This is a genomic window from Tessaracoccus aquimaris, assembly GCF_001997345.1.
GTDB lineage: Bacteria > Actinomycetota > Actinomycetes > Propionibacteriales > Propionibacteriaceae > Arachnia > Arachnia aquimaris.
The window spans coordinates 2,944,856-2,964,021 of sequence record NZ_CP019606.1 but is presented as its reverse complement, the minus strand read 5'-3'; the positions used below and the strand labels follow the sequence as shown (position 1 = coordinate 2,964,021).

At 67.4% G+C, this 19,166-nt stretch carries 18 protein-coding genes and 1 pseudogene; 13 read left to right on the top strand and 6 right to left on the bottom strand.

Annotation, left to right across the window (positions count from 1 at the left end):
• The first annotated feature begins 11 nt into the window (after window positions 1-11).
• Window positions 12-707, top strand: coding sequence for a class I SAM-dependent methyltransferase (locus tag BW730_RS13570; protein ID WP_077686721.1), 696 nt, complete (start codon window positions 12-14; stop codon window positions 705-707).
• Window positions 708-759: 52 nt separating this feature from the next.
• Here the strand turns inward: BW730_RS13570 and BW730_RS13565 are convergent, their stop codons facing one another.
• From BW730_RS13565 to BW730_RS19820, 4 genes and pseudogenes are all read right to left on the bottom strand, one after another.
• The gene (locus tag BW730_RS13565; RefSeq protein WP_077686720.1) at window positions 760-1,176 is read right to left on the bottom strand and encodes a VOC family protein; all 417 of its coding nucleotides are present in this window, start codon (window positions 1,174-1,176) and stop codon (window positions 760-762) included.
• Window positions 1,177-1,210: 34 nt separating this feature from the next.
• Window positions 1,211-2,077, bottom strand: coding sequence for a helix-turn-helix domain-containing protein (locus BW730_RS13560; protein ID WP_158522667.1), 867 nt, complete (start codon window positions 2,075-2,077; stop codon window positions 1,211-1,213).
• 109 nt (window positions 2,078-2,186) lie between these two features.
• Window positions 2,187-3,551 (bottom strand): phosphoketolase family protein, encoded by a 1,365-nt coding sequence (locus tag BW730_RS19825; protein ID WP_237268053.1) that lies wholly within the window; start codon window positions 3,549-3,551, stop codon window positions 2,187-2,189.
• 27 nt (window positions 3,552-3,578) lie between these two features.
• Window positions 3,579-4,665 (bottom strand): annotated as a pseudogene (locus BW730_RS19820) (phosphoketolase family protein); the annotation flags it as partial.
• A 335-nt stretch (window positions 4,666-5,000) separates the two neighbouring features.
• Between BW730_RS19820 and BW730_RS13550 the strand changes: the two are divergent.
• On the top strand, window positions 5,001-5,402 hold the full coding sequence (locus BW730_RS13550) for a hypothetical protein (RefSeq protein ID WP_145952870.1): 402 nt from the start codon (window positions 5,001-5,003) through the stop codon (window positions 5,400-5,402).
• A 131-nt stretch (window positions 5,403-5,533) separates the two neighbouring features.
• Here BW730_RS13550 and BW730_RS13545 read toward each other — a convergent pair whose 3' ends face one another.
• A complete protein-coding gene (locus BW730_RS13545; RefSeq protein ID WP_226996822.1) occupies window positions 5,534-6,196 on the bottom strand; it encodes a FadR/GntR family transcriptional regulator in 663 nt (220 codons plus the stop codon).
• A gap of 372 nt (window positions 6,197-6,568) precedes the next feature.
• Here BW730_RS13545 and BW730_RS19480 point away from each other — a divergent pair, with 372 nt between their 5' ends.
• The 7 genes from BW730_RS19480 (at window position 6,569) to BW730_RS13515 (ending at window position 12,946) form a co-directional block, all read left to right on the top strand.
• Complete coding sequence (locus BW730_RS19480) at window positions 6,569-7,084, top strand: aminotransferase class V-fold PLP-dependent enzyme (RefSeq protein ID WP_237267966.1); 516 nt, start codon at window positions 6,569-6,571, stop codon at window positions 7,082-7,084.
• On the top strand, window positions 7,042-7,569 hold the full coding sequence (locus BW730_RS19475) for a hypothetical protein (RefSeq protein WP_226996819.1): 528 nt from the start codon (window positions 7,042-7,044) through the stop codon (window positions 7,567-7,569). The genes BW730_RS19480 and BW730_RS19475 overlap by 43 nt, the downstream gene beginning before the upstream one ends.
• Before the next feature lie 26 nt (window positions 7,570-7,595).
• Complete coding sequence (locus BW730_RS13535) at window positions 7,596-8,897, top strand: ABC transporter substrate-binding protein (RefSeq protein WP_077686716.1); 1,302 nt, start codon at window positions 7,596-7,598, stop codon at window positions 8,895-8,897.
• A gap of 173 nt (window positions 8,898-9,070) precedes the next feature.
• Window positions 9,071-9,847, top strand: a complete 777-nt coding sequence (locus tag BW730_RS13530; protein WP_226996818.1) for a carbohydrate ABC transporter permease — start codon at window positions 9,071-9,073, stop codon at window positions 9,845-9,847.
• Entirely contained in the window at window positions 9,844-10,680 is an 837-nt protein-coding gene (locus tag BW730_RS13525; RefSeq protein ID WP_077686714.1) for a carbohydrate ABC transporter permease, read from the top strand. The genes BW730_RS13530 and BW730_RS13525 overlap by 4 nt, the downstream gene beginning before the upstream one ends.
• Window positions 10,681-11,337: 657 nt before the next feature.
• Complete coding sequence (gene cspE / locus BW730_RS13520; protein WP_077686713.1) at window positions 11,338-11,541, top strand: transcription antiterminator/RNA stability regulator CspE; 204 nt, start codon at window positions 11,338-11,340, stop codon at window positions 11,539-11,541.
• A gap of 163 nt (window positions 11,542-11,704) precedes the next feature.
• Window positions 11,705-12,946, top strand: coding sequence for an MFS transporter (locus BW730_RS13515; RefSeq protein ID WP_077686712.1), 1,242 nt, complete (start codon window positions 11,705-11,707; stop codon window positions 12,944-12,946).
• On the opposite strand, the gene BW730_RS13510 is transcribed toward BW730_RS13515, so the two are convergent.
• A complete protein-coding gene (locus BW730_RS13510) occupies window positions 12,922-14,607 on the bottom strand; it encodes a nuclease-related domain-containing DEAD/DEAH box helicase (protein WP_077686711.1) in 1,686 nt (561 codons plus the stop codon). The two genes, BW730_RS13515 and BW730_RS13510, sit on opposite strands and share 25 nt — an antisense overlap.
• Before the next feature lie 108 nt (window positions 14,608-14,715).
• On the opposite strand from BW730_RS13510, the gene BW730_RS13505 reads away from it, so the two are divergent.
• The 4 genes from BW730_RS13505 to BW730_RS13490 all read left to right on the top strand — a co-directional run bounded on the left by BW730_RS13505 (window position 14,716) and on the right by BW730_RS13490 (window position 19,164).
• Window positions 14,716-16,203, top strand: a complete 1,488-nt coding sequence (locus BW730_RS13505; protein ID WP_226996817.1) for a glycoside hydrolase family 36 protein — start codon at window positions 14,716-14,718, stop codon at window positions 16,201-16,203.
• A gap of 1 nt (window position 16,204) precedes the next feature.
• Complete coding sequence (locus BW730_RS13500) at window positions 16,205-17,332, top strand: ROK family transcriptional regulator (protein ID WP_077686709.1); 1,128 nt, start codon at window positions 16,205-16,207, stop codon at window positions 17,330-17,332.
• Between the two features lie 79 nt (window positions 17,333-17,411).
• Window positions 17,412-17,837, top strand: a complete 426-nt coding sequence (locus tag BW730_RS13495; protein ID WP_077686708.1) for an OsmC family protein — start codon at window positions 17,412-17,414, stop codon at window positions 17,835-17,837.
• A 193-nt stretch (window positions 17,838-18,030) separates the two neighbouring features.
• Window positions 18,031-19,164, top strand: coding sequence for an ABC transporter substrate-binding protein (locus BW730_RS13490; protein WP_077686707.1), 1,134 nt, complete (start codon window positions 18,031-18,033; stop codon window positions 19,162-19,164).
• Window positions 19,165-19,166 lie beyond the last annotated feature (2 nt).

The following is a 19,166-nucleotide window of genomic DNA, read 5'->3' as shown; positions in this document are numbered from 1 at the left end:
GCGTGCGAGACATGACGATCAGCAACTACGACGACTTTGCCCCCGCCTACGATGCGGACAACGCCGAGAACCTGCTGAACAACTACTACGAGCGCCCGGCGATGCTCGACCTGGTCGGGGACGTGCGGGGCAGGCGCGTCCTTGACGCCGGCTGCGGGTCGGGACCGCTGTCGGTGCTGCTGCGCGAACGCGGCGCGATCGTGACAGGGTTCGACTCCAGCGCCCGGATGATCGCGATCGCCAGGAAGCGACTGCAGCCTTACGCCGACCTGCGGGTCCTCGACCTGGGCGACGCGTTGCCCTACGAGGACGGGGCCTTCGACGACGTCGTCGCCTCGCTGGTGCTGCACTACCTGCGCGACTGGGACGGGGCGCTCGCCGAACTGCGGCGCGTGCTGCGGCCGGGTGGCAGGCTGATCCTGTCCGTCAACCACCCCCTGGTATTCCCCCTGAGCGTCGAGGGCGGCAAGTACTTCCCGATCGTCGAGTTCCCCATGGAATGCGACTTCGGCGGCACCCAGGCCACCCTGCAGACCTGGCACCGGCCGCTGCACGCCATGGTCGACGCCTTCCACGAGGCGGGCTTCCGGATCGCCGACATCGCCGAGCCGCCCGTCGCGCCCGACACCCCGGCCGAGTTGCTGCCCAACGGCTCGACGCGTTTCGTCTCGTTCATCTTCTTCGTGCTGGAGCCCGAACAGCGCTGACCGCACGCCGACGCGGCGGAGGCCGAGGCCCCCGCCGCGTCGAGTTGGGTTCTCAGGCGGGCACGTCGAAGGACCACATGACGCCGAACTTGTCGAACACCTGCCCATAGGTGGCACCCCACGGGGCCGGCTCGAAGGGCATCTGGATGGAGCCGCCCGCGTCGACGAGCTTCTGGATCAGTTCCCTGGCCTTGTCGACGTCGTCGAGCGTGTAGAGAAGCGAGTAGATGCTGCCCTGCACGACGTAGTCCTCGCCCGGCATGGCGTCGCCACCGGTGATGGTGCCGCCGTCCAGGTCGAGCTGGGCGTGCGCGATGGTGTCGGGGTCCGGGGTGAAAGGCATTCCCTCCATGGGTGGGAAGTCGCCGTAGGACATGAGCTGAAGCTCGCCACCGAAGACGTCCTGGTAGTGCGTGAAGGCCTCCTTGGCGTTGCCGAGGAAAGCGATGTAGGTCGACAGGTTTGCCATGATGTTCTCCCTTGTCTGGTAGGTGAGAACGACGCTACCCGGCCCCCGACGACGGTGCTTGTCCCGAGTTGCGCACCGGTTGTCCCGAGTTGCTGACATCGACCTCCACCCTGCCGACCAGCGACTCGAAGAAGATCTGGGGCAGGTTGATCGTGATCGGCGGGTCGGTCTCGATGAGGTCCCGAAGCGGGAGCGTGAGCACCGTCGGGGCCGCCAGCGGGAACCTGACGGGGGTGCGCTCCAGTTGGCGTCGGTTCGCGTCCATCCTGAAGTAGGACCGCAGGCTGCTCGCGCGCGGCACCTCCACGACCATCGCGTAGTAGTCGCCGTCGGGGATGGCGGTGACGTCGATCTCGTGGGTGCCGAGCAGCGCGACGCCGAGCAGTGGCTTGCCCTTGACGAGGGGGTCGGGATGCAGCGCCACGAACAACGCGCCCCTCTCGGAGGCACCCTCGACGCGCACCGTCAGCGGGTGCGGCTGAGGATGGTCATCTGCCCGGAAGCCTCGGTGCAGCACGACGAGTGGGGTGGCGTCGTCCTGGTGGCGCATCAGGTGCGCGGCGAGCGAGCCGAGGCGTGAGCGGTACGTCGAAGGCGCCATCCCCGTGTGCTTCGCGAAGGCCCTGGTGTAGCTGGACGCTGAGTCGTGCCCCGCCTCGACCTGCGACCTGGTCACCGAATGCCCCTCGACAAGGACGTCGATGCCGCGGTCGACGCGGGCCGCGGCGAGGAAGTCGCGCAGCGGGAAGCCGAGATGCTCCTTCAGGAGCCGCGACAGGTGGAAGCGGCTGAGGTGGGCGCTGTCGGCCAACTCGTCAAGGGAATCGGCGTCGCCGCGGCGCGCGGCGGCCAACAGCGAGTCGACATCGCTGCGCGGCTCCGGGCGATCCGTGCGTGACACGCGCCAAGTATCGCCTCGTCCCCGGTCAATCCGCAGCGTTCAGCGTCCCGCCGTCGTCGCCGCACCGCTGGCCACGGAAGGACCCCGGGCCCCCGCGGACGCAAGTTCGCTACTCGTTGTCGCCTCCGGTGGCGGCCACCGCAGCCCGCACCTGGGATTCGGCCGCGGCGTCGCCCGCGTCGGGCCACACCCAGTCGCGGATCTCCGGCGGGTCGTCGCCGTACATCCGGGCGTAAGCCCTCGCATCGATCCGGCTGTCCTCCATCTCCTGACGCAGCCCGGCATAGCGCGAACTGAGGCCAGGCGTCCGGTCGATCACGTCGATCACCAGGTGGAAGCGGTCCAGGTCGTTGAGCATCACCATGTCGAACGGCGTCGTCGTGGTGCCCTCCTCCTTGTAGCCGCGCACGTGCAGGTTGCTGTGGCCGGTGCGGCGGTAGGTCAGCCGGTGAATCAGCCACGGGTAGCCGTGGTAGGCGAAGATGATCGGCTTGTCCGCGGTGAAGTAGGTGTCGAAGTCGCGGTGCGACAGGCCGTGCGGGTGTTCGTCCTCGTCCTGCAGTCGCATCAGGTCGACGACGTTGACGACCCGCACCTTCAGGTCCGGGATCCGCTTGCGCAGGATGTCGACGGCGGCCAGCACCTCGACAGTCGGGATGTCGCCGGCGCAGCCGAGCACCACGTCGGGCTCCTCTCCAACGACCTCGGTGCCCGCCCAGTCCCAGATGCCGAGGCCTCGGGTGCAGTGCTTGACCGCCTCGTCCATCGTCAGCCAGTTCGGGTTGGGTTGCTTGCCCGCCACCACGACGTTGACGTACTGCGTGCTGCGTAGGCAGTGGTCGAACGTCGACAGCAGTGTGTTCGTGCATGGCGGCAGGTACACGCGGACGATGTCGGCCTTCTTGTTGACGACGTGGTCGATGAAGCCAGGGTCCTGGTGCGAGAACCCGTTGTGGTCCTGGCGCCATACGTGCGAGCTCAGCAGGTAGTTGAGGCTGGCGATGGGGCGACGCCACTCGAGACGGTCGGTTACCTTCAACCACTTGGCGTGCTGGTTCACCATCGAATCGACGATGTGGATGAACGCCTCGTAGGACGACATCATGCCGTGCCTGCCGGTGAGCAGATAGCCCTCCAGCCAGCCCTGGCACTGGTGTTCGCTGAGCATCTCGACGACCTGACCGTCACGCTGCAGGTGCTGGTCGACCTCGGGCGACTCGTACTCCGCCACCCACTGCTTGCCCGTCTCCTCGTAGACGGCCTGCAACCGGTTCGACGCCGTCTCGTCCGGCCCGAAGATGCGGAAGTTGTCCCGGTTCGCGGCGACCACGTCGCGCAGCCACTCGCCGAGGACCTTCGTCGCCTCCGAGACGGTTGCGCCGGGTGCAGGCACGTCGACGGCGTAGTCGCGGAAGTCGGGGAGGTGCAGATCCCGGCGGATGATGCCGCCGTTTGCCTCGGGGCGCTCACCCATGCGCAGCCCGGCGGGCGGGGTGGTGGCGTCCAGGTCCGCGACTGGGGCGCCCGCCTCGTCGAAGAGTTCCTCGGCGCGGTACGACTCGAGCCAGTCGGACAGGTCCTTCAGGTGTTCGTCGGTGTCGCGCGCGCTCGCAAGCGGAACCTGGTGGCTGCGCCACGATCCTTCCGTCTTCTGCCCGTCGATCTCCTTCGGGCCCGTCCACCCCTTGGGGTGCGCAGCACGATCATCGGCCAGGCGGGGCGCTCGGCGTCCATTTCGCCCTCCTCGGCGGCGATGCGCCGGATCTCGGCGACCTCGTCCATCACCTCGTCGAGCAACTGGGCGAACCGACGGTGGAACGACGCCGGGTCCTCCTCGTCGAAGCCAGCGGTGAAGACGTGCGGACGGTGTCCGTAACCCCGCATCAGGTCGACCAGTTCGTCCTCCGGGATGCGCGCGAGCACCGTCGGGTTGGCGATCTTGAAGCCATTGAGGTGCAGTACGGGCAGCACCACCCCGTCGCGGACGGGGTTGAGGAACTTGTTGGAGTGCCAGGACGTGGCGAGCGGGCCGGTCTCGGCCTCGCCGTCCCCCACGACGGCGAAGACGAGCAGGTCGGGGTTGTCGAAGGCGGCGCCGTAGGCGTGCGAGAGGGCGTAGCCGAGTTCGCCGCCCTCGTGGATGGAGCCAGGCACCTCCGGCGCGACGTGCGACGGGATGCCGCCGGGGAAGGAGAACTGCTTGAAGAGTCGCTGCATGCCCTCCTCGTCGCGGCCGACCGCCGGATAGACGTCGCTCCATGTCCCGTCCAGATAGCTGTTGGCGACCATGCCCGGCCCGCCGTGCCCCGGCCCGGTGACGTACAGCGTCGGCTGGCTGCGCTCCGCGATGATCCGGTTGAGGTGCGCATAGAGGAAGTTCAGCCCAGGAGTGGTCCCCAATGGCCGAGCAGTCGACGCTTGACATCGTCGCGCTCGAGTGGGCGCCGCAGCAGGGGGTTGTCGAGCAGATAGATCTGGCCGACGGAGAGGTAGTTCGCGGCCCGCCAGCGCGCGTGGATGCGATCGAGGTCGGCGTCGGTGAGTTCTGGTGTGCCCGTCTCGGCGCGGGTCTGCCACGTGTGCGTCATGGGTTCTCCTGTCCGATCCCATCCAAACACCCACAGGGGTGGCCCGGGTGGGTTTGCAGGTGCCGAGCCGACCTCACCCGCCGCGGGTCAGTGCCGCCGCGCCTGAGCGTTGGGCGCCCCACGGGACAGGGCCAGGCGGGCGCAGCGGAGCGGGTGCCGGAGTTTCCGTCAGAGGCATCGAGGCGGGTCGGTCCGTTCGGCCACTTCGCAGGCTTGGCCGCCAGAGTCAGCACCGAGGACTGTTCCCCACGTTCCACACCCAAAGGGGTGAATCGATGCCATTGGTGCAGGTCAAGTGGCTGTAGTGACCGCCCGAGGGCCCTACGGTGACGGCCATGGTGATCTTCTATCGCGGTTCCGGGTGGGCAATGGTTGCGTTGGCTGTTGCGGCGGTCGTCGTGGCGAACCGCCTCATCAACGGCACGTTCGACCTGCTCGACTCCCCTGTCACCGGCACCGGATTCGTGCTGGCGGGGATCGCCGTCGTGGTGGGCGGCTGGTACGTCAACATGATCGCCCCGCGGAAGTTCCAGGAGCGGCTTGGTCGCGAGACTGTCGCCCAGGCGATGGGCTTGACGCAGGAGCAGTTCGAGGCCTCGGAGGCGGTCAATCCTGGCCTCGTGGAGGCGTCGGCGCTGCACAAGACGCGGCGCAACTACAACACCCTGCTCTTCATCCCCATCCAGATCTGGGGCCTGGCGATGGTCGCGCTCGGGGTCTGGTTCCTGCTGCGCTGAGGGGTGCCTAGAGGCTGGCTAGGCTCCGACGAATCGACTCCGGAGTGACCGAGCCCGCACCCACGGCGGGTCAGACGCAGGGGAGCCTCGCCGCAAGAGCCTCTTCTCAGGGCCGGGTCATCGTCGAGCTCTCACTCGGCATTCTCGAAGACGATGGGTCCGGGCTTCAGGCCCTCGAGCCAGAGGCGCGTGGTGCGCACGTGGTTCATCGCCAGAAAGCGCGCCGACTCGGGGTCCCGGTTCCTAATAGCCTCGGCGATGTCGACGTGCGCTGCGTCGCTGACCCGCTTTCGCTCGAGCCCGGCCGCGCCCTCGAATACCCGGTAGTCCTGCCCTCGGCGGCGGATCGAGGCAAGCAGCGCGGCGATGATCTCGTCGCCGGCGCCCTCGATGATCATGCGGTGGTACTTGGCGTCGAGTGTCTGGGCCCGGTCGGTTGCCGGTTCGGCGGCGAGTTCCCTCGCCATGGCGAGCAAGAGTTCGCAATCGACATCAGACATGCGTGCCGCCGATGCAGCGGCCACGTGCCCCTCCAACACTTCACGCAGCGGATAGAGCTCAAGGAAGCGGTCAAGCGGGATGAGAGGGACGATCATCTTGAGCCCGGACATCACGTGAGCCGCATCCATGACGGACACTGTCGAGCGGCTGCCTGGCCGTGCGGTGAGTGCCCCAGCGACGGTGAGCATCTTCTGCGCCTCGCGAAGAGAGCTGCGAGACACGCCGAAGCGTTCACAGAGTTCCGCCTCGCTTGGCAGCAACTCGCCGGGCGCCAACTCGCCCGAGGCGATCATCCTGGCCAGGCCGAGCCTGGCGGTTTCGACGGCGCTCATCCGGCTCCCTTCAGTTGACATACATGATGCCGTACGTGAGATTGTCAGACAATTAGTAACGATTTGGTCAATAGTCTGGTGATGATGCCGGTAGATCAACATAATTGTCAGACAAGGAGGTCTTGAGTCGATGACGATTTCTTCGCCCGGATGGTCCGATCTGCAGTTGCGGTGGACGCTCGATCCGTGCGTGCGGCACTTGAACCACGGGTCGTTCGGCGCTGTGCCCGTCGCGGTACAGGCTGAGCAGAACCGGTTGCGCGAGATCGCCGAGTGGAACCCCGTGCGATGGTTCGCCACGCTCGCCCCCGGGTCGGGGACGCACGCGAGGAGATGGCGGAACTGCTGGCGGTCGACCCAAGCAGGTTGGCCTTCGTCCTCAACGCCTCTGCCGGTGCTTCCGTCGTCTATCAGTCGCTGATGGACCGCGGACCGGTCACCGTCCTGACCACCAACCACGGATACGGTGCCGTGACGATGGGCGCCGAGCGCGTCGCTGCCCGAACGGGGGGCCGGGCAAGCGTGGTCGACATCCCCCTCAACGCCACCGAGGACGAGGTGATCGGACTGGTCGGCGAGGCCATGCGCGCAGAGCGGCCGACGCTGCTGGTGATCGACCAGGTCACCTCCGCCACGGCCCGCGCCTTCCCAGTCGACGCGATCTGCCGCGAGGCCCGGTCGTTGGGCGTCCTCACTCTCGTCGACGGCGCACACGCTCCAGGAGTGCTCCCCGACCCGATCTGTCGTGAGGCGGACTACTGGGTGGGCAACCTGCACAAGTTCGTGAGCGCCCCCGCGGGGCGGCTGTGCTTGTCGCGCGCGGGTCCGGGCAGGAGCTCTTTCCGCTGATCGACTCGTGGGGTTCACCGCACCCCTTCCCCCTGCGGTTCGACCATGGCGGCACGTTCGACGCGACGCCGTGGCTCGCCGCACCTTTCGCGTGGCGACACCTGGGCGAGACCGTGGGCTGGGAGCGGCTCCGGGCAAGATCGGCTGCGCTCCTCGACGAGGGCTGCGGCGTGGTTGCCCAAGCGCTTGAGGGGCTGGTCGACAACCCGTTGCCCGACGTTGGCCAACCGGTGGGTCCGCTGCGACTTGTGGGTCTCCCCGGCACCCTCGGAGCCACCCATGCGGGTGCCGATGCGCTCCGGGTGCCGTTCAGCGATGCGACCGGAATCGCCATCGCCTTCACCAACTTTGAGGGCCGCGGCTTCCTACGCCTGTCGGGCCATGCCTACAACTCGATCTACGACTACCAGTACCTGGCCACGGTGGGAATCCCTCTGCTTCATCGGTGGTCTATCGAACCCGGCGGGGGGACACATCAGGCATGACAGCCAACAAGAATCAAGGAGGATCCATGCGCAAGAAGCTGATCTCAGCTGTTGCGGCGATGTCGGCATTCGGGCTTGTGCTGACCGGCTGCGCCGGCGGCGACGAAGGCAACAAGGGGGAGGGCGGCGACGTCACCCTCCAGATGGTCGAGTCACTGACCAACCCTGCCCGCACAGACCTACTCAAGGGCATGCTGGCGGACTTCGAGAAGGCCAACCCGGGCATCAAGGTGCAGCTCGTCTCGCCGCCCACCGAGCAGGCCGACCAGAAGATCCAGCAGATGCTGCAGTCCGGGTCGGGCGTCGACGTGCTTGAGGTGCGTGACCTCACCGTCGGGCCGTTCAGCAACAACAAGTGGCTCTACGACATGGCGGGCGACCTGAAGGGCTGGGAGGGCTATGACCTCCTCACCGACCAGACCAAGAAGTTCACCGTCGACGCCGACGGCAAGGCCTACTTCGTCCCCTACGGCTTCTATGGACTGAGCCTGTTCTACCGCACCGATCTGGTGAAGGAGGCCGGCTTCGCTGGTCCGCCGAAGAGCTGGGACGAGCTGATCTCTCAGGCAGCCAAGATCCAGGACCCCACCAAGAACCGCTACGGTTACGCGTTCCGTGGAGGGGCGAACTCGTCCGGTCAGCTGATGAGCATCCTCGAGGCCTACAACGCGGACAACCTCGACGTCGAGAACGCGTACAAGGTCACGAGCGGGAAGACGATCTTCTCGACCCCTGAGTCCCAGGTCGCGCTCGACAAGTACATCGAGCTGTTCAAGACCGGATCTCCCGAGTCCTCCGTGGCATGGGGCTATGCCGAGATGGTGCAGGCCTTCACCAACGGGTCGACCGCCTTCCTGCTCCAGGACCCCGAGGTCATCGCCGTCGTCAACGACTCGACGCTGACCAAGGACCAGTGGAACGTGGCACCGAACCCTGTCGGTCCGACCGGCAAGGCCGCGTGGCCGATGGCGACGGCAGGCTGGGGCGTCGCCGAGTCCTCCAAACACAAGGAGGAGGCCGTGAAGCTGGTGAAGTGGCTCTCGGGTGACCCGTCCACCAAGTTCGCTCAGGACAATTCGCTGGTTCCGATCCTGAAGTCCGCAGGCGAGGATGAGTTCTTCAAGACCGGGCCGTGGGCCGGCTACGTCGAGATGACCTCGAACCCCGACACGTGGATCTCCGTCATCGAGCCGCGCAGTTCCGCGTGGTGGACCGAGTGGATGAAGCGTTCCGAGACCGACCTGCAGCAGGTCCTGCTCGGCAAGATGTCGACCGCCGATCTCCTGAAGGGCTGGGACGAGTACTGGACCCAGAAGTGGGAAGGCTGATCGATGTCAGCCACGACCGATGAGGTCGCCAAGGGGCGGACGCCAAGGGCGTCCGCCCCCGTACGGGGCGACAGTTCAACGCACGAGCTGCGCTGACGATCCTGGCGTACCTCTCGCCAGCCTTCATCTTCGTCATCATCTTCACGTACTACCCGCTCGTCGTCGGCGGCCAGATGGCGTTCAGGAAGTGGTCGCTCTGGGACCTGACCAGTACCCCGTTCGTCGGCCTCGGCAACTTCCAGACCCTCATCGCCGACCCGATGTTCGGCAAGGTGATGCTGAACTCGGTGATCTGGGTGGTCTGTTCGCTCGTCCCACAACTCCTGATCGGGTTCCTCATCGCCCTTGGGCTCCGCAAGAAGTTCCGCTTCAGGGGCCTGTACCAGGCGGTCGTTTTCTACCCGTGGGCCGTCTCCGGCTTCCTCATCGGCATCCTCTTCCGGTGGATGTTCAACTCCGAGTTCGGGGTCGTCAACGACCTCCTGATGCGCATCGGAATCGTCAGCAAGCCGGTTCCCTGGCTCGCCAACCCGGACCTGGCGCTCGTCGCCGTCATCGTCGCCAACATCTGGTACGGCGTCACCTTCTTCTCGATCATGATCCTCGCGGCCCTCCAGTCGGTGCCCGACGAACTGTACGAGGCAGCAGCGCTCGACGGCGCCGGACGCTGGCAGACACTCACCCGCGTGACAATCCCAACCATCCGCAGCACCTTGGTGCTCACAGTGCTGCTGCGCATCATCTGGATCTTCAACTTCCCCGACATCATCTACGCGATGACCGGTGGCGGGCCTGGCGACCAGACGCAGATCGCCACCACCTGGATGATCCAGTACACACAGCAGGGCGAGTACGGGCTCGCCTCGGCTCTCGGATTCATCATCATGGGCGTGCTTGTCGTGTTCACCGGGATGTATCTCATGCTGCTGAACAGGGAGCGCACGTCATGATCAGCAAAGACCCACGGTGGCTGTCGGCCATCCGGATCGTCGGGCTCGGGTTCTGGCTCATCATCACGATCTTCCCGCTCTACTGGATCCTGCTGACGTCGTTCAAGCCTGCCAACCAGATCGCCGAGTATCCCGTGCGGTACTGGCCAAGGCAGTTCACGCTCGACAACTACACGAGCCTCTTCCAGAAATCCGAGTTCGGCTCCTACCTGCTCAACAGCATCGTCGTGTCCGCGGCGGCGGGCCTCGTCGCGACGGCCATCGCGCTACTGAGCGCCTACATCCTCTCCCGCTACCAGTTCCGGGGGAAGGGGGCTGTCATGATGGCGTTCCTCGTCACCCAGATGATCCCCGCGTTCATCGCCCTCGGGCCGCTGTATCAGATGTTCACCAACCTGGGCCTTGTCGACAAGCGCTTCGGGCTGGTGCTGATCTACATCGCCATGACGATCCCCTTCTCGGCGATCATGCTGCGTGGGTTCTTTGACAACGTGCCGGACAGCCTCGAGGAGGCGGCAATGGTCGACGGCGCCACCCGATTCGGCGCGCTGTGGCGGGTCATCGTCCCGGTCATGACACCAGGCATCATCGCCACCTTCATCTTCAACTTCGTCAACTGCTGGAACGAACTGTTCCTTGCCGTCACGCTCATCAACACAGATGACCGCAAGACCATCCCCACGGCCCTGAACGGGTTCATCTCCAGCTTCAACATCGAGTGGGGGCCGATGTCGGCCGCCGCAGTGCTGACGATCCTGCCGACCATGCTCCTCTTCGCATTCGCGAGCAGGTGGATCGTTGCCGGTCTGACGCAAGGTGCCACGAAGGGCTGAAGTAGAGCCGGACGCACGACTTCGTGTCGACCTTGTGGTCCTGGACGCGATGCATGTTGCGCCTCGAGCCGTCCGAGTTGGGGTTCAGCGCCCGGGGCGTCAGGTCAGCGGGTGGTCGTACACAAGGGCGGCTGGGGGCTCGCCGTGGCGGGCGCGGTACTCAACGATCGCCGTCGACCTCAACCTGGCGGGGTCCTCGCCGACGAGGAGGCGCGCCAGGAGAGGCCTCAGCCAGGTTTCATCGGGGCCCGCGAGGAAGGCCCGCGGGACGGATCCATCAGTTCCGCCACGTCGATGATCGACGCGTGCGTGCTCGGGCCGTCGTCCTCCCAGATCCACGCCTTGGCGGCCTCGAACGAGATGAGGACCCCTTGCGGGTGTAGAAGCGTGTCCCGTGCTCGACGAGGGCCAAGAACTCGGTCGACATGGGCGGGCTCCCGGTGGTGCGGTGAGACGGCGAGATCCAGCGCCTCGGACCAACCGTAGCCTCCCAAAATCTGGCCGCTCAGCCCCCTGTGCGGCGAGTTTCGCCACCAGCGAGATGCATCAGGTGTGCGGTTGGGTATTCGGACGACCCCGTAGCATGTAGGATTCTCTCAGGTACAGGCCAACCTGAGGTATGGGTTGTGCCTGCCTGCGACACAAAGGAAACACATCATGTCCACAGGAACCGTCAAGTGGTTCAACTCCGAAAAGGGCTACGGCTTCATCGCTCCCGATGACGGCAGCGCCGATCTTTTCGCGCACTTCCGTGCGATCGTTGGCTCCGGCTACAAGACCCTCGAAGAAGGCCAGAAGGTCGAGTTCGAGACCGAGCAGGGCCCCAAGGGTCCCCAGGCAACCAACATCCGCGCGCTCTGAGCGTAACGATCTAGACCCCGAGAGGGCAGGCACCATCACGGTGCCTGCCCTCTCGGCTTTTCCTGGGTCGCTGGCAAGCCGCTTCTCCCAGGGGCGTCGGCCGATTTCGTGCCGGGCGGCGGGCTGCTGCACCATTGATTGCCGCACCCCGTCAGGAGAGATCATGAGAGCCGATTGGTCGCTGCTGCGCGATCCTCAGTTCTCGCGCCTCTTCTTCGCCCGCACCGCGTCCATGGGTGGGTCGTCGTTCGCGCCCGTCGCGCTCGCCTTCGGCGTGCTGCACCTGCCCGGCGGAACCAGCGAGACGTTGTCCTACGTCCTCACAGCCGAGAGCGTCCCGATGGTCGCCTTCCTGCTGTTCGGCGGCGTGATCGCGGACCGGTTCCCGCGGCAGCGCGTCATGATGGTCGGGGAGTTCCTGTCGGCGACCGCATTCACTGCGCTCGGCCTGCTGCTCCTCCTCGGCGATCCGTCCCTCTGGGAGTTGTGCGTTGCGGCGGCGTTCAGCGGTGTCGGCATCGCGACGATGATGCCCGCGCTGACCGGGATCATCCCCGAGGTGCTCAAGCCCACCCAACTTCAGTCGGGCAACGCGCTGCTCGCGCTCGGTGCGAACACTGCGAGGATCGCGGGGTTGGTGTTCGCCGGTTGGATCGTCGCCGTCGTCGGAGGAGCCTGGGCGCTGATCGGGGCCGGCGCGTTGTTCGCGACCTCTGGTCTGATCATCTCGGGCCTGCGCGGACTCGCGGATCGGCGCGGCGACTCCGGGTCGACGCTCGGCGACCTCAAGCGCGGCTGGCGCGAGTTCTCCTCGCGGCAGTGGATCTGGGTCGTCGTGCTCCAGTTCTCGATGCTGGTGCTGCTCTTCCAGGCCTGCTTCGGAGTGCTCGGCCCCGTGCTCGCCGACACCGAGATGGGCGGCGCCACGCCGTGGGCGTGGGTGCTGGCCGGCGACGCCGTCGGCATGGTCCTCGGCGTGCTGATCGCCATGCGGATCCGCCCGAGTCGACCGATCCTGGTCGGCGTGCTGCTGACCGCGCTCGCGACCCCGACCTTCCTGGCGCTCGGCCTCGGGGCGCCGCTCTGGATCGTCGTTCTCCTCGCCGTCGTGATGGGCATGGCATTCGACATCTTCGGCGTCCTGTGGAACACCACCATGCAGAGCCTCGTCCCCGCAGAGGCGCTGTCCCGCGTCGCGGCCTACGACGCGTTCGGGTCGCTCATGTTCGGACCCATCGGCCTGCTGCTCGCCGGCCACGCCGTCGTGTGGTGGGGAGCGCGCCCCTCGATGATCGGCGCGGCCCTCCTGATGCTTGTCACCGTCGTCCTTGCGCTCCTGTCACCCGAGGTGCGACGGCTGAGGGCCCCAAGCGTGCCGCCTCAGGTGGTGGAGGCCGCAGGCTGAGCGCCTCGCCGCAGCGCCTTGACGACCTCCGCGTCAGAGCGGGCGATGGCGTCCGGGTCCCCGACGACGATCAGTCGGTCGGTCGCCCGGGACAGCCCCACGTAGATGCGCTCCCTGAACCGGTCCTTGGTGCCGTCCTCGTTCACGCACAGCACGATGGCCCGCCGTTCGAGGCCCTTGAAGCCGAGCACATGGCCGTAGAAGACGAGGTCGGGGTCGTCGAATGTCTCCCAGTAGCCGTCCTGGCCGCCGTGCTCCTGACGCGACGCCTGTTCTGGATGCCGGCGCCCGGTCGTGAGCAGCGCGATGCTGCCCGGCGACCAGCCCTCGTCGAGCAGCGCCTCGACCTGATCGTCGGCGACGTCCATCGCGTCGTCGACGGAGGCAGGCACGTAGTGCACCTCGGGCCCGTCTCCGCCCTCCAGACGCATCCGCGACGGTGCGAGCGGGCGGAAGACCTCGGCGATCTGTCTGGTGTTTCGGAGGTTGTGATCCAGCATCAGGGGCACGAGCGGCACGGGCGGGTTCCCGAACCGCTGGAACAGTCGCTGGTTCGCGTCGGAGTAGAGGTACAACCCGCCGTCGGCCTCGTCGCGCAGCGCCGCGAGCAGTGGTGACCACCAACTCTCTGCGAAGTCCTGCGCCTCGTCGACGACGAACGCGTCGAACCGCTCGCCCGGGGGAAGTTGCGCCGCACGCTCGGACATCAGGAGTGGGAGTTGGACCTCCCAGAAGTTGGGGTCGTCACGCGAACCCGACTCGATTCCCCACAAGTTGGCGAGCGCCTCGAAGGTGCCGACGAACGCTGGGCGCTGCTTGTAGTTCCACCCGGCGACCTCGCGTCGAAAGTGGCTGGCCAGGCCGAGTGAGTAGCACAGCAGCGCGACGCGCTCGGCCTTTCGTCCAGTGCGACCCTGTGCCAGTTGGCGTGCCTGGGTGAGTGCGAGGACGGTCTTGCCGCTGCCCGCCCCACCGCGGACCTCGACGCGCCGCAGCAGCCTCGTGACGTCCAGAATCAGGGACTGCTCCTGCGTCAGTCGGTCGGCGCGTTCCTGCCGCTCGGCCGACTCGCCCTCGACATCCGGCGCCGTCCGGCGCCCCTTGCTCGTCAGGATCTCGACGATCAGCTCGCAGGCATCGGCGTCCGGGGCCTTGATCGTCTCTCGGGCCACCCCGGCGATCCGTTTCGCGATGTCGTCCTGGTCGGTCGAGTCGTGGATCATCCACCGCGGGCAGTCGGGCAGGTGGAACGCCTCGTCGAGCGTCGTGAATGGGGCCACGACCGTGTGGGCCGACCGGATCCGACCGTGTGAGGAGGCCTTCCAGAGCGGGTCGCCCTCAATGTAGTCGCGGACGGCGTAGCGGGCGTCCCGAGCCTGGCCCACCGGGTCGATCGGCACGTCGCGTCCCTCCCGCTCGCGCCAGATGTACCACTGCCCGTCGCGGCACTTGGTGCCCGCGCCCTTGACCTCGATGACGATCACCCCCACGCCGGGAAGCACGGCGATCAGGTCGGCCTCGTGGTCCTTGCGCGCGTCGGTGAGGCGGTAGTTGGCGATCAGCGCGTCATCGGGCCGCAGAGTATCCCGTAGTCGTGTCCACACAGCCCGCTCCGATTCTGTCTCGAACTGGGGGTCCTTGGGATACAGCAGCGGCGCCATGGGCCCACGGTAGCGGCGAACGGTGAGCGATTCTTGACCCAGGTTTGTAAAAGTAGTTTCCTAACCTCGGAGGCGCCAGTCGGGCGTCGAGTGACTGATCGGAGCACCGTGCGCGACCCACTTCCCATTCACCACGACGGCCGCGTGGTCGCCGGGCCCTCCGAGGTCGTCTCCGGCGTCGAGGAGTCGGTGATCGAGGCCGCCAGGATCGCCCTGCTGCACGGCATCGCGCAGGGCGACGTCTACCGCACCGGTCAGAACTCGTGGTCTCCGGCCGGCTGGCGCCGGATCGACGAGGAACCACTGCGCGTCCTGCGGGCCGACCGACTGCAGACGGCCGACGACCCTGCCCACCATGACGTCGTCCGGCACCATTCCTCGTGGATGATGGTCGTCACCGGCGAGTCAGGCAGCGTGCTCCTCGGCTGCATGGAGGGGGAGACACCCCGGTTGCGTGCGGACACGGACGTCCTGACCGGATGGACCGAGACCGGCCGCCCCGGAACCTGGGTGCTGCTGCGCGGCGCAGAGCAGGACGTTCTCGCCCGCTACAGGGCGCTGCTGGCCGACAGATACGGAGCGATGACGGCCGAGCCCGGTGCCGTCTGGTGCTCCTGGTACTCGCTCTACGAGGGCGTTTCCCAGGCGCTGCTCGACGACATCGTCCCGGAACTGCCCGGCCTCGGCTTCGACACCGTGCAGATCGACGACGGCTGGGAGCGCATCGTCGGCGACTGGCAGCCCAACGAGAAGTTCCCGGGCGGCATGCGCGCCACCGCGGACGGGATCGCCCAGGCCGGCCTCCGCCCCGGCCTCTGGATCGCGCCGTTCATCGCGCTGCCCGGGTCCGAGATCGTGGCGCGGCACCCCGAGATGCTGCTGCGCGACGGCAACGGCGACCTCGTCCGCGCGGGGGAGAACTGGGGAAGCCACTACTACACGTTCGACTTCACCCGCGCCGACGCCCGCGACCACCTCGTCGAGACGGTGCGCCGAGTCGTCAAGGACTGGGGCTTCACATACCTGAAGCTCGACTTCATCAACGCGGGTGCGGTGGCCGGCCGGCGAAGCGTCGACATCGACCGCGAGGCCGCCTACCGGCAGGCCATCGCGACGATCCGCGACGCCGTCGGGCCGGACGTGTTCCTGCTCGGGTCGGGCGCGCCGATCTTCCCGTCGCTTGGCATCCTGGACGCCGTCCGCACCGGCCCGGACGTCGCACCGCTGTGGAGCCACTTCGTGGTCACGGAACCGACCGATGCGCTCGGGCGCAATGCGCTGGTCAACGCGACGAACCGGCTGTGGCTGAGGGGCCTCATCGGGCTCGACCCCGACGTCGTCTACTTCCAGCGCAGGCAGAACCTGCTCACGCCTGAGCAAAGGCAGTGGCTCCTCGACTGCGCCACCCTGTCGGGCTTCCGCGCCGTCTCCGACCTTCCCGACTGGTTGGAAAGTGTCGACAGGGACGCGGTGCGCGACTACCTCGCGTCCCGGCCGAACACCCGTCAGCTCTCGCGGTACCGCTACGCCATCGACGAGCGGATCGTGGACTTCTCCGCGGCCGTCGACGGTCTCCCCGGCCCATACCCGCTCTGACATGGCCGGCTCGCTCGACAGCGGTCACGTCCGCAGGTTCAACATCCACCTGGTGCTGCGGCACCTGCGCGAGGCCGAGGGGTCGACCGCGAGTGAGTTGGCGGGAGCGACGGGCCTCTCCAGGCCGAGCGTGAATGGCGCGCTCGCAGAACTCGAGCGGCTTGGCTGGATCGCCTCCGCCGGGATGTCGACGACCGATCTCGGCGGCCGACCTGCCCGCAGGCACCGCTTCCACGCCTCGGCGGGGCTCCTGCTCGGCGTCGACATCGGGGTGCATGGCGTCCGCGTCGTGGTCGGTGACCTGTCGGGAACCCTGCTCGACGAGAGGGTCGCCGGGGTCGCGCCCGAGGCGATGCCCGACGCGCGCCTCGCCGTCGTCGACGCACTCATCGACGCCATGGTGAACGACCCCGGCCGGGTCTGGGCGATGGGCATTGCCGTCACCGGGCCCGTCGACTCGTCCGGGCGCACGGCGCTGTTCAGCCCGCTACCGGGCTGGGCCGAGGTCGACCTGCCGCAACGGTTCGGGCGGCGATTCGGCTGGCCCGTGCTGGTCGGCAATGACGTCAAGGTCGCGCTGCTCGCCGAACGCCAGTGGGGCGTTGCTGACGGCGTCGACGATGTCGCCTTCGTGCTCGCGGGCGCCCGGATCGGCGCGGCGGCCACCGTCGGCGGCATGCTGCTGCGCGGACATGGGGGAGCGGCGGGCGAGGTCGGTGCGCTGCCCGCGGTGCGGTGGGGTCGCGCGGTCCGAGACCTGGTGGGCAATGAGGGCGCGCTCGTTCCTGGCATGGATCTCGCGTTTCGGGCGGCAGCCAGTGGTGAGCGTGGGGCGCTTGCCCGGGTCGAGAGATTTGCCGACGACGTCGCGACGGGGGCAGCAGCCGTCACGCTGATGCTCGATCCTGAGGTGCTCGTCATCGGCGGCCGTGCTGCGGCGTTCGCCGAACTGTGGGTGCCGAGGTTCTCGGCGAGCCTGGCTGCCCAGGTGCTCCGGATGCCGGAGATCCGGATCTCGACGCTCGGCGGCAACCATGTCGCGCGCGGCGCGCTCCGGCTCGCGATGCTCGACATCGAGCGCAGGTTCTTCGGCGACGAGTTGGTCGCGGCACGCGCGCCCCGCCCCTGACGGGTGGCTCCAAGGGGAACGGCGCGCGGTCGCCCAATGGCTCGTAGGCTGGCTTGTACCCGAAGATTTTGGAGGATTCATGTCCGTCACCAACAAGGCAACCACCACCTGGCGCGGCTCCCTGTTCGAGGGCTCGGGCGACGTCGCCTTCGACTCGTCCCACCTCGGCACCTTCCCCATCAACTGGAAGGCCCGCAGCGAGGGCTCCGACTCGACCACCACCCCCGAGGAACTGATCGCCGCGGCGCACGCGTCGTGCTTCTCGATGGCGCTGTCCAACGGCCTCGCGCAGAACGGCACCCCGCCCGAGGAGGTCGTCACGACGGCCGAGGTCGGCTTCCAGCCTGGTGTCGGCATCACCGGAAGTCACCTGACCCTGAGGGCCGTCGTCCCCGGGCTGGACCAGGACAAGTTCCAGGAGATCGCGGCCGACGCGAAGGCCAACTGCCCGGTGTCGCAGGCGCTGGCTGGCATCGAGATCACGCTCGACGCGACCCTCGCGTGACGCGCTCGGCGACAGAAGCACGCTGATCGAGGGTCGGCAAACACCGGACACGCGGGGGCGGTCACTAGGAGTGATGGCCCCCGTTCGTCCGATGTTCCCCGGCCCGCAACCATGGCGTCGTCGATCGTTGGGTTTGCGCTCCTAGCGTCCGCCTCAGTGGCCACCCCGGCCACGGCAGATCAAAGGACAGCGCATGCGCACCTACCGTTCCCTCGCAGCGGCCGCCCTCGCGGTGCTCGGGCTCACCCTCTCCGCCTGCGGCGCGTCGACGCCCGGCGCAGAGGTCACCACGTCAGGCTCCGGCTCGTCGAACGCCGCAACGGCCGCCTCGGTCGCCGACCTCGGCGGGATGGACAAGCTCGTCGAGGCCGCGAAGGCCGAGGGCCAGCTCAACGTCATCGCGCTGCCGCGCGACTGGGCAAACTACGGCGCCGTCATCGATGCGTTCAAGGCGAAGTACGGCATCACCGTCAATGAGCAGTCGCCCGACGCCTCCTCCAAGGAGGAGATCGCCGCGGCCGACGCCAACAAGGGCACCGATAAGGCCCCCGACGTCTTCGACCTCGGAACCAACATCGCCCTCACTTCGACCGACTACTTCGCCCCGTACAAGGTGGAGCAGTGGGACAAGATCCCCGCCGACAACAAGGAGGCCACCGGCCTCTGGGTCAACGACTACACCGGCGTCATGGTGGTCGGCTACAACAAGACCAAGTTCGGTGAGATCACCTCCCTCGACCAGTTGACCGACCCGAAGTTCGCGGGGACGGTCGCCCTGAACGGCAAGCCAGCCGAGGCCGGCGCCGCGTTCAACGGCTTCATGCTCGCCAACCTGGCAAACGGCGGCACCTTCGACGACGGCACCGCCGGGCTCGACTACTTCAAGAAGCTCAACGAGGCCAAGACCCTCAACCTGACCGACGTCACCCCAGGGACGATCGAGGCCGGGGAGCACGGCGTCGTCTTCGACTGGTCGTACAACATGGTGCCGGTGGCGACCTCCCTCAAGGCGCAGGGCGTCGACTGGGCGACGTTCCTGCCCAAGGACATCGCCGTCGGGTCCTACTACAACCAGGCCATCAACAAGGACGCCCCCAACCCGGCGGCCGCCCGCCTGTGGCAGGAGTTCCTCTACTCGGCCGAGGCGCAGAACCTGTGGGCAGAGGGCGGCGCGCTCCCGGTGCTCGCCTCCGAGTTCGAGGGCGAGTTCTCCGAGGCCGCCAAGGCGGCCGTGCCGAAGGTGAGCGACCTTCAGTCGCCGACCACCGAGCAGGCCGACGCCATGACGAAGTTCCTGCAGGACAACTGGGACTCGGCGATCTCCTGATC

What these genes read in the sequence shown, in the direction of transcription:
- BW730_RS13570 (WP_077686721.1), top strand. Translation starts at nt 12, where the DNA reads ATGACGATCAGCAACTACGACGACTTTGCCCCCGCCTACGATGCGGAC.
- BW730_RS13565 (WP_077686720.1), bottom strand. Translation starts at nt 1,176, where the DNA reads ATGGCAAACCTGTCGACCTACATCGCTTTCCTCGGCAACGCCAAGGAG.
- BW730_RS19825 (WP_237268053.1), bottom strand. Translation starts at nt 3,551, where the DNA reads ATGGGTGAGCGCCCCGAGGCAAACGGCGGCATCATCCGCCGGGATCTG.
- BW730_RS13550 (WP_145952870.1), top strand. Translation starts at nt 5,001, where the DNA reads ATGGTGATCTTCTATCGCGGTTCCGGGTGGGCAATGGTTGCGTTGGCT.
- BW730_RS13545 (WP_226996822.1), bottom strand. Translation starts at nt 6,196, where the DNA reads ATGATCGCCTCGGGCGAGTTGGCGCCCGGCGAGTTGCTGCCAAGCGAG.
- BW730_RS19480 (WP_237267966.1), top strand. Translation starts at nt 6,569, where the DNA reads ATGGCGGAACTGCTGGCGGTCGACCCAAGCAGGTTGGCCTTCGTCCTC.
- BW730_RS13535 (WP_077686716.1), top strand. Translation starts at nt 7,596, where the DNA reads ATGCGCAAGAAGCTGATCTCAGCTGTTGCGGCGATGTCGGCATTCGGG.
- BW730_RS13530 (WP_226996818.1), top strand. Translation starts at nt 9,071, where the DNA reads ATGGCGTTCAGGAAGTGGTCGCTCTGGGACCTGACCAGTACCCCGTTC.
- BW730_RS13525 (WP_077686714.1), top strand. Translation starts at nt 9,844, where the DNA reads ATGATCAGCAAAGACCCACGGTGGCTGTCGGCCATCCGGATCGTCGGG.
- cspE (WP_077686713.1), top strand. Translation starts at nt 11,338, where the DNA reads ATGTCCACAGGAACCGTCAAGTGGTTCAACTCCGAAAAGGGCTACGGC.
- BW730_RS13515 (WP_077686712.1), top strand. Translation starts at nt 11,705, where the DNA reads ATGAGAGCCGATTGGTCGCTGCTGCGCGATCCTCAGTTCTCGCGCCTC.
- BW730_RS13510 (WP_077686711.1), bottom strand. Translation starts at nt 14,607, where the DNA reads ATGGCGCCGCTGCTGTATCCCAAGGACCCCCAGTTCGAGACAGAATCG.
- BW730_RS13500 (WP_077686709.1), top strand. Translation starts at nt 16,205, where the DNA reads ATGGCCGGCTCGCTCGACAGCGGTCACGTCCGCAGGTTCAACATCCAC.
- BW730_RS13495 (WP_077686708.1), top strand. Translation starts at nt 17,412, where the DNA reads ATGTCCGTCACCAACAAGGCAACCACCACCTGGCGCGGCTCCCTGTTC.
- BW730_RS13490 (WP_077686707.1), top strand. Translation starts at nt 18,031, where the DNA reads ATGCGCACCTACCGTTCCCTCGCAGCGGCCGCCCTCGCGGTGCTCGGG.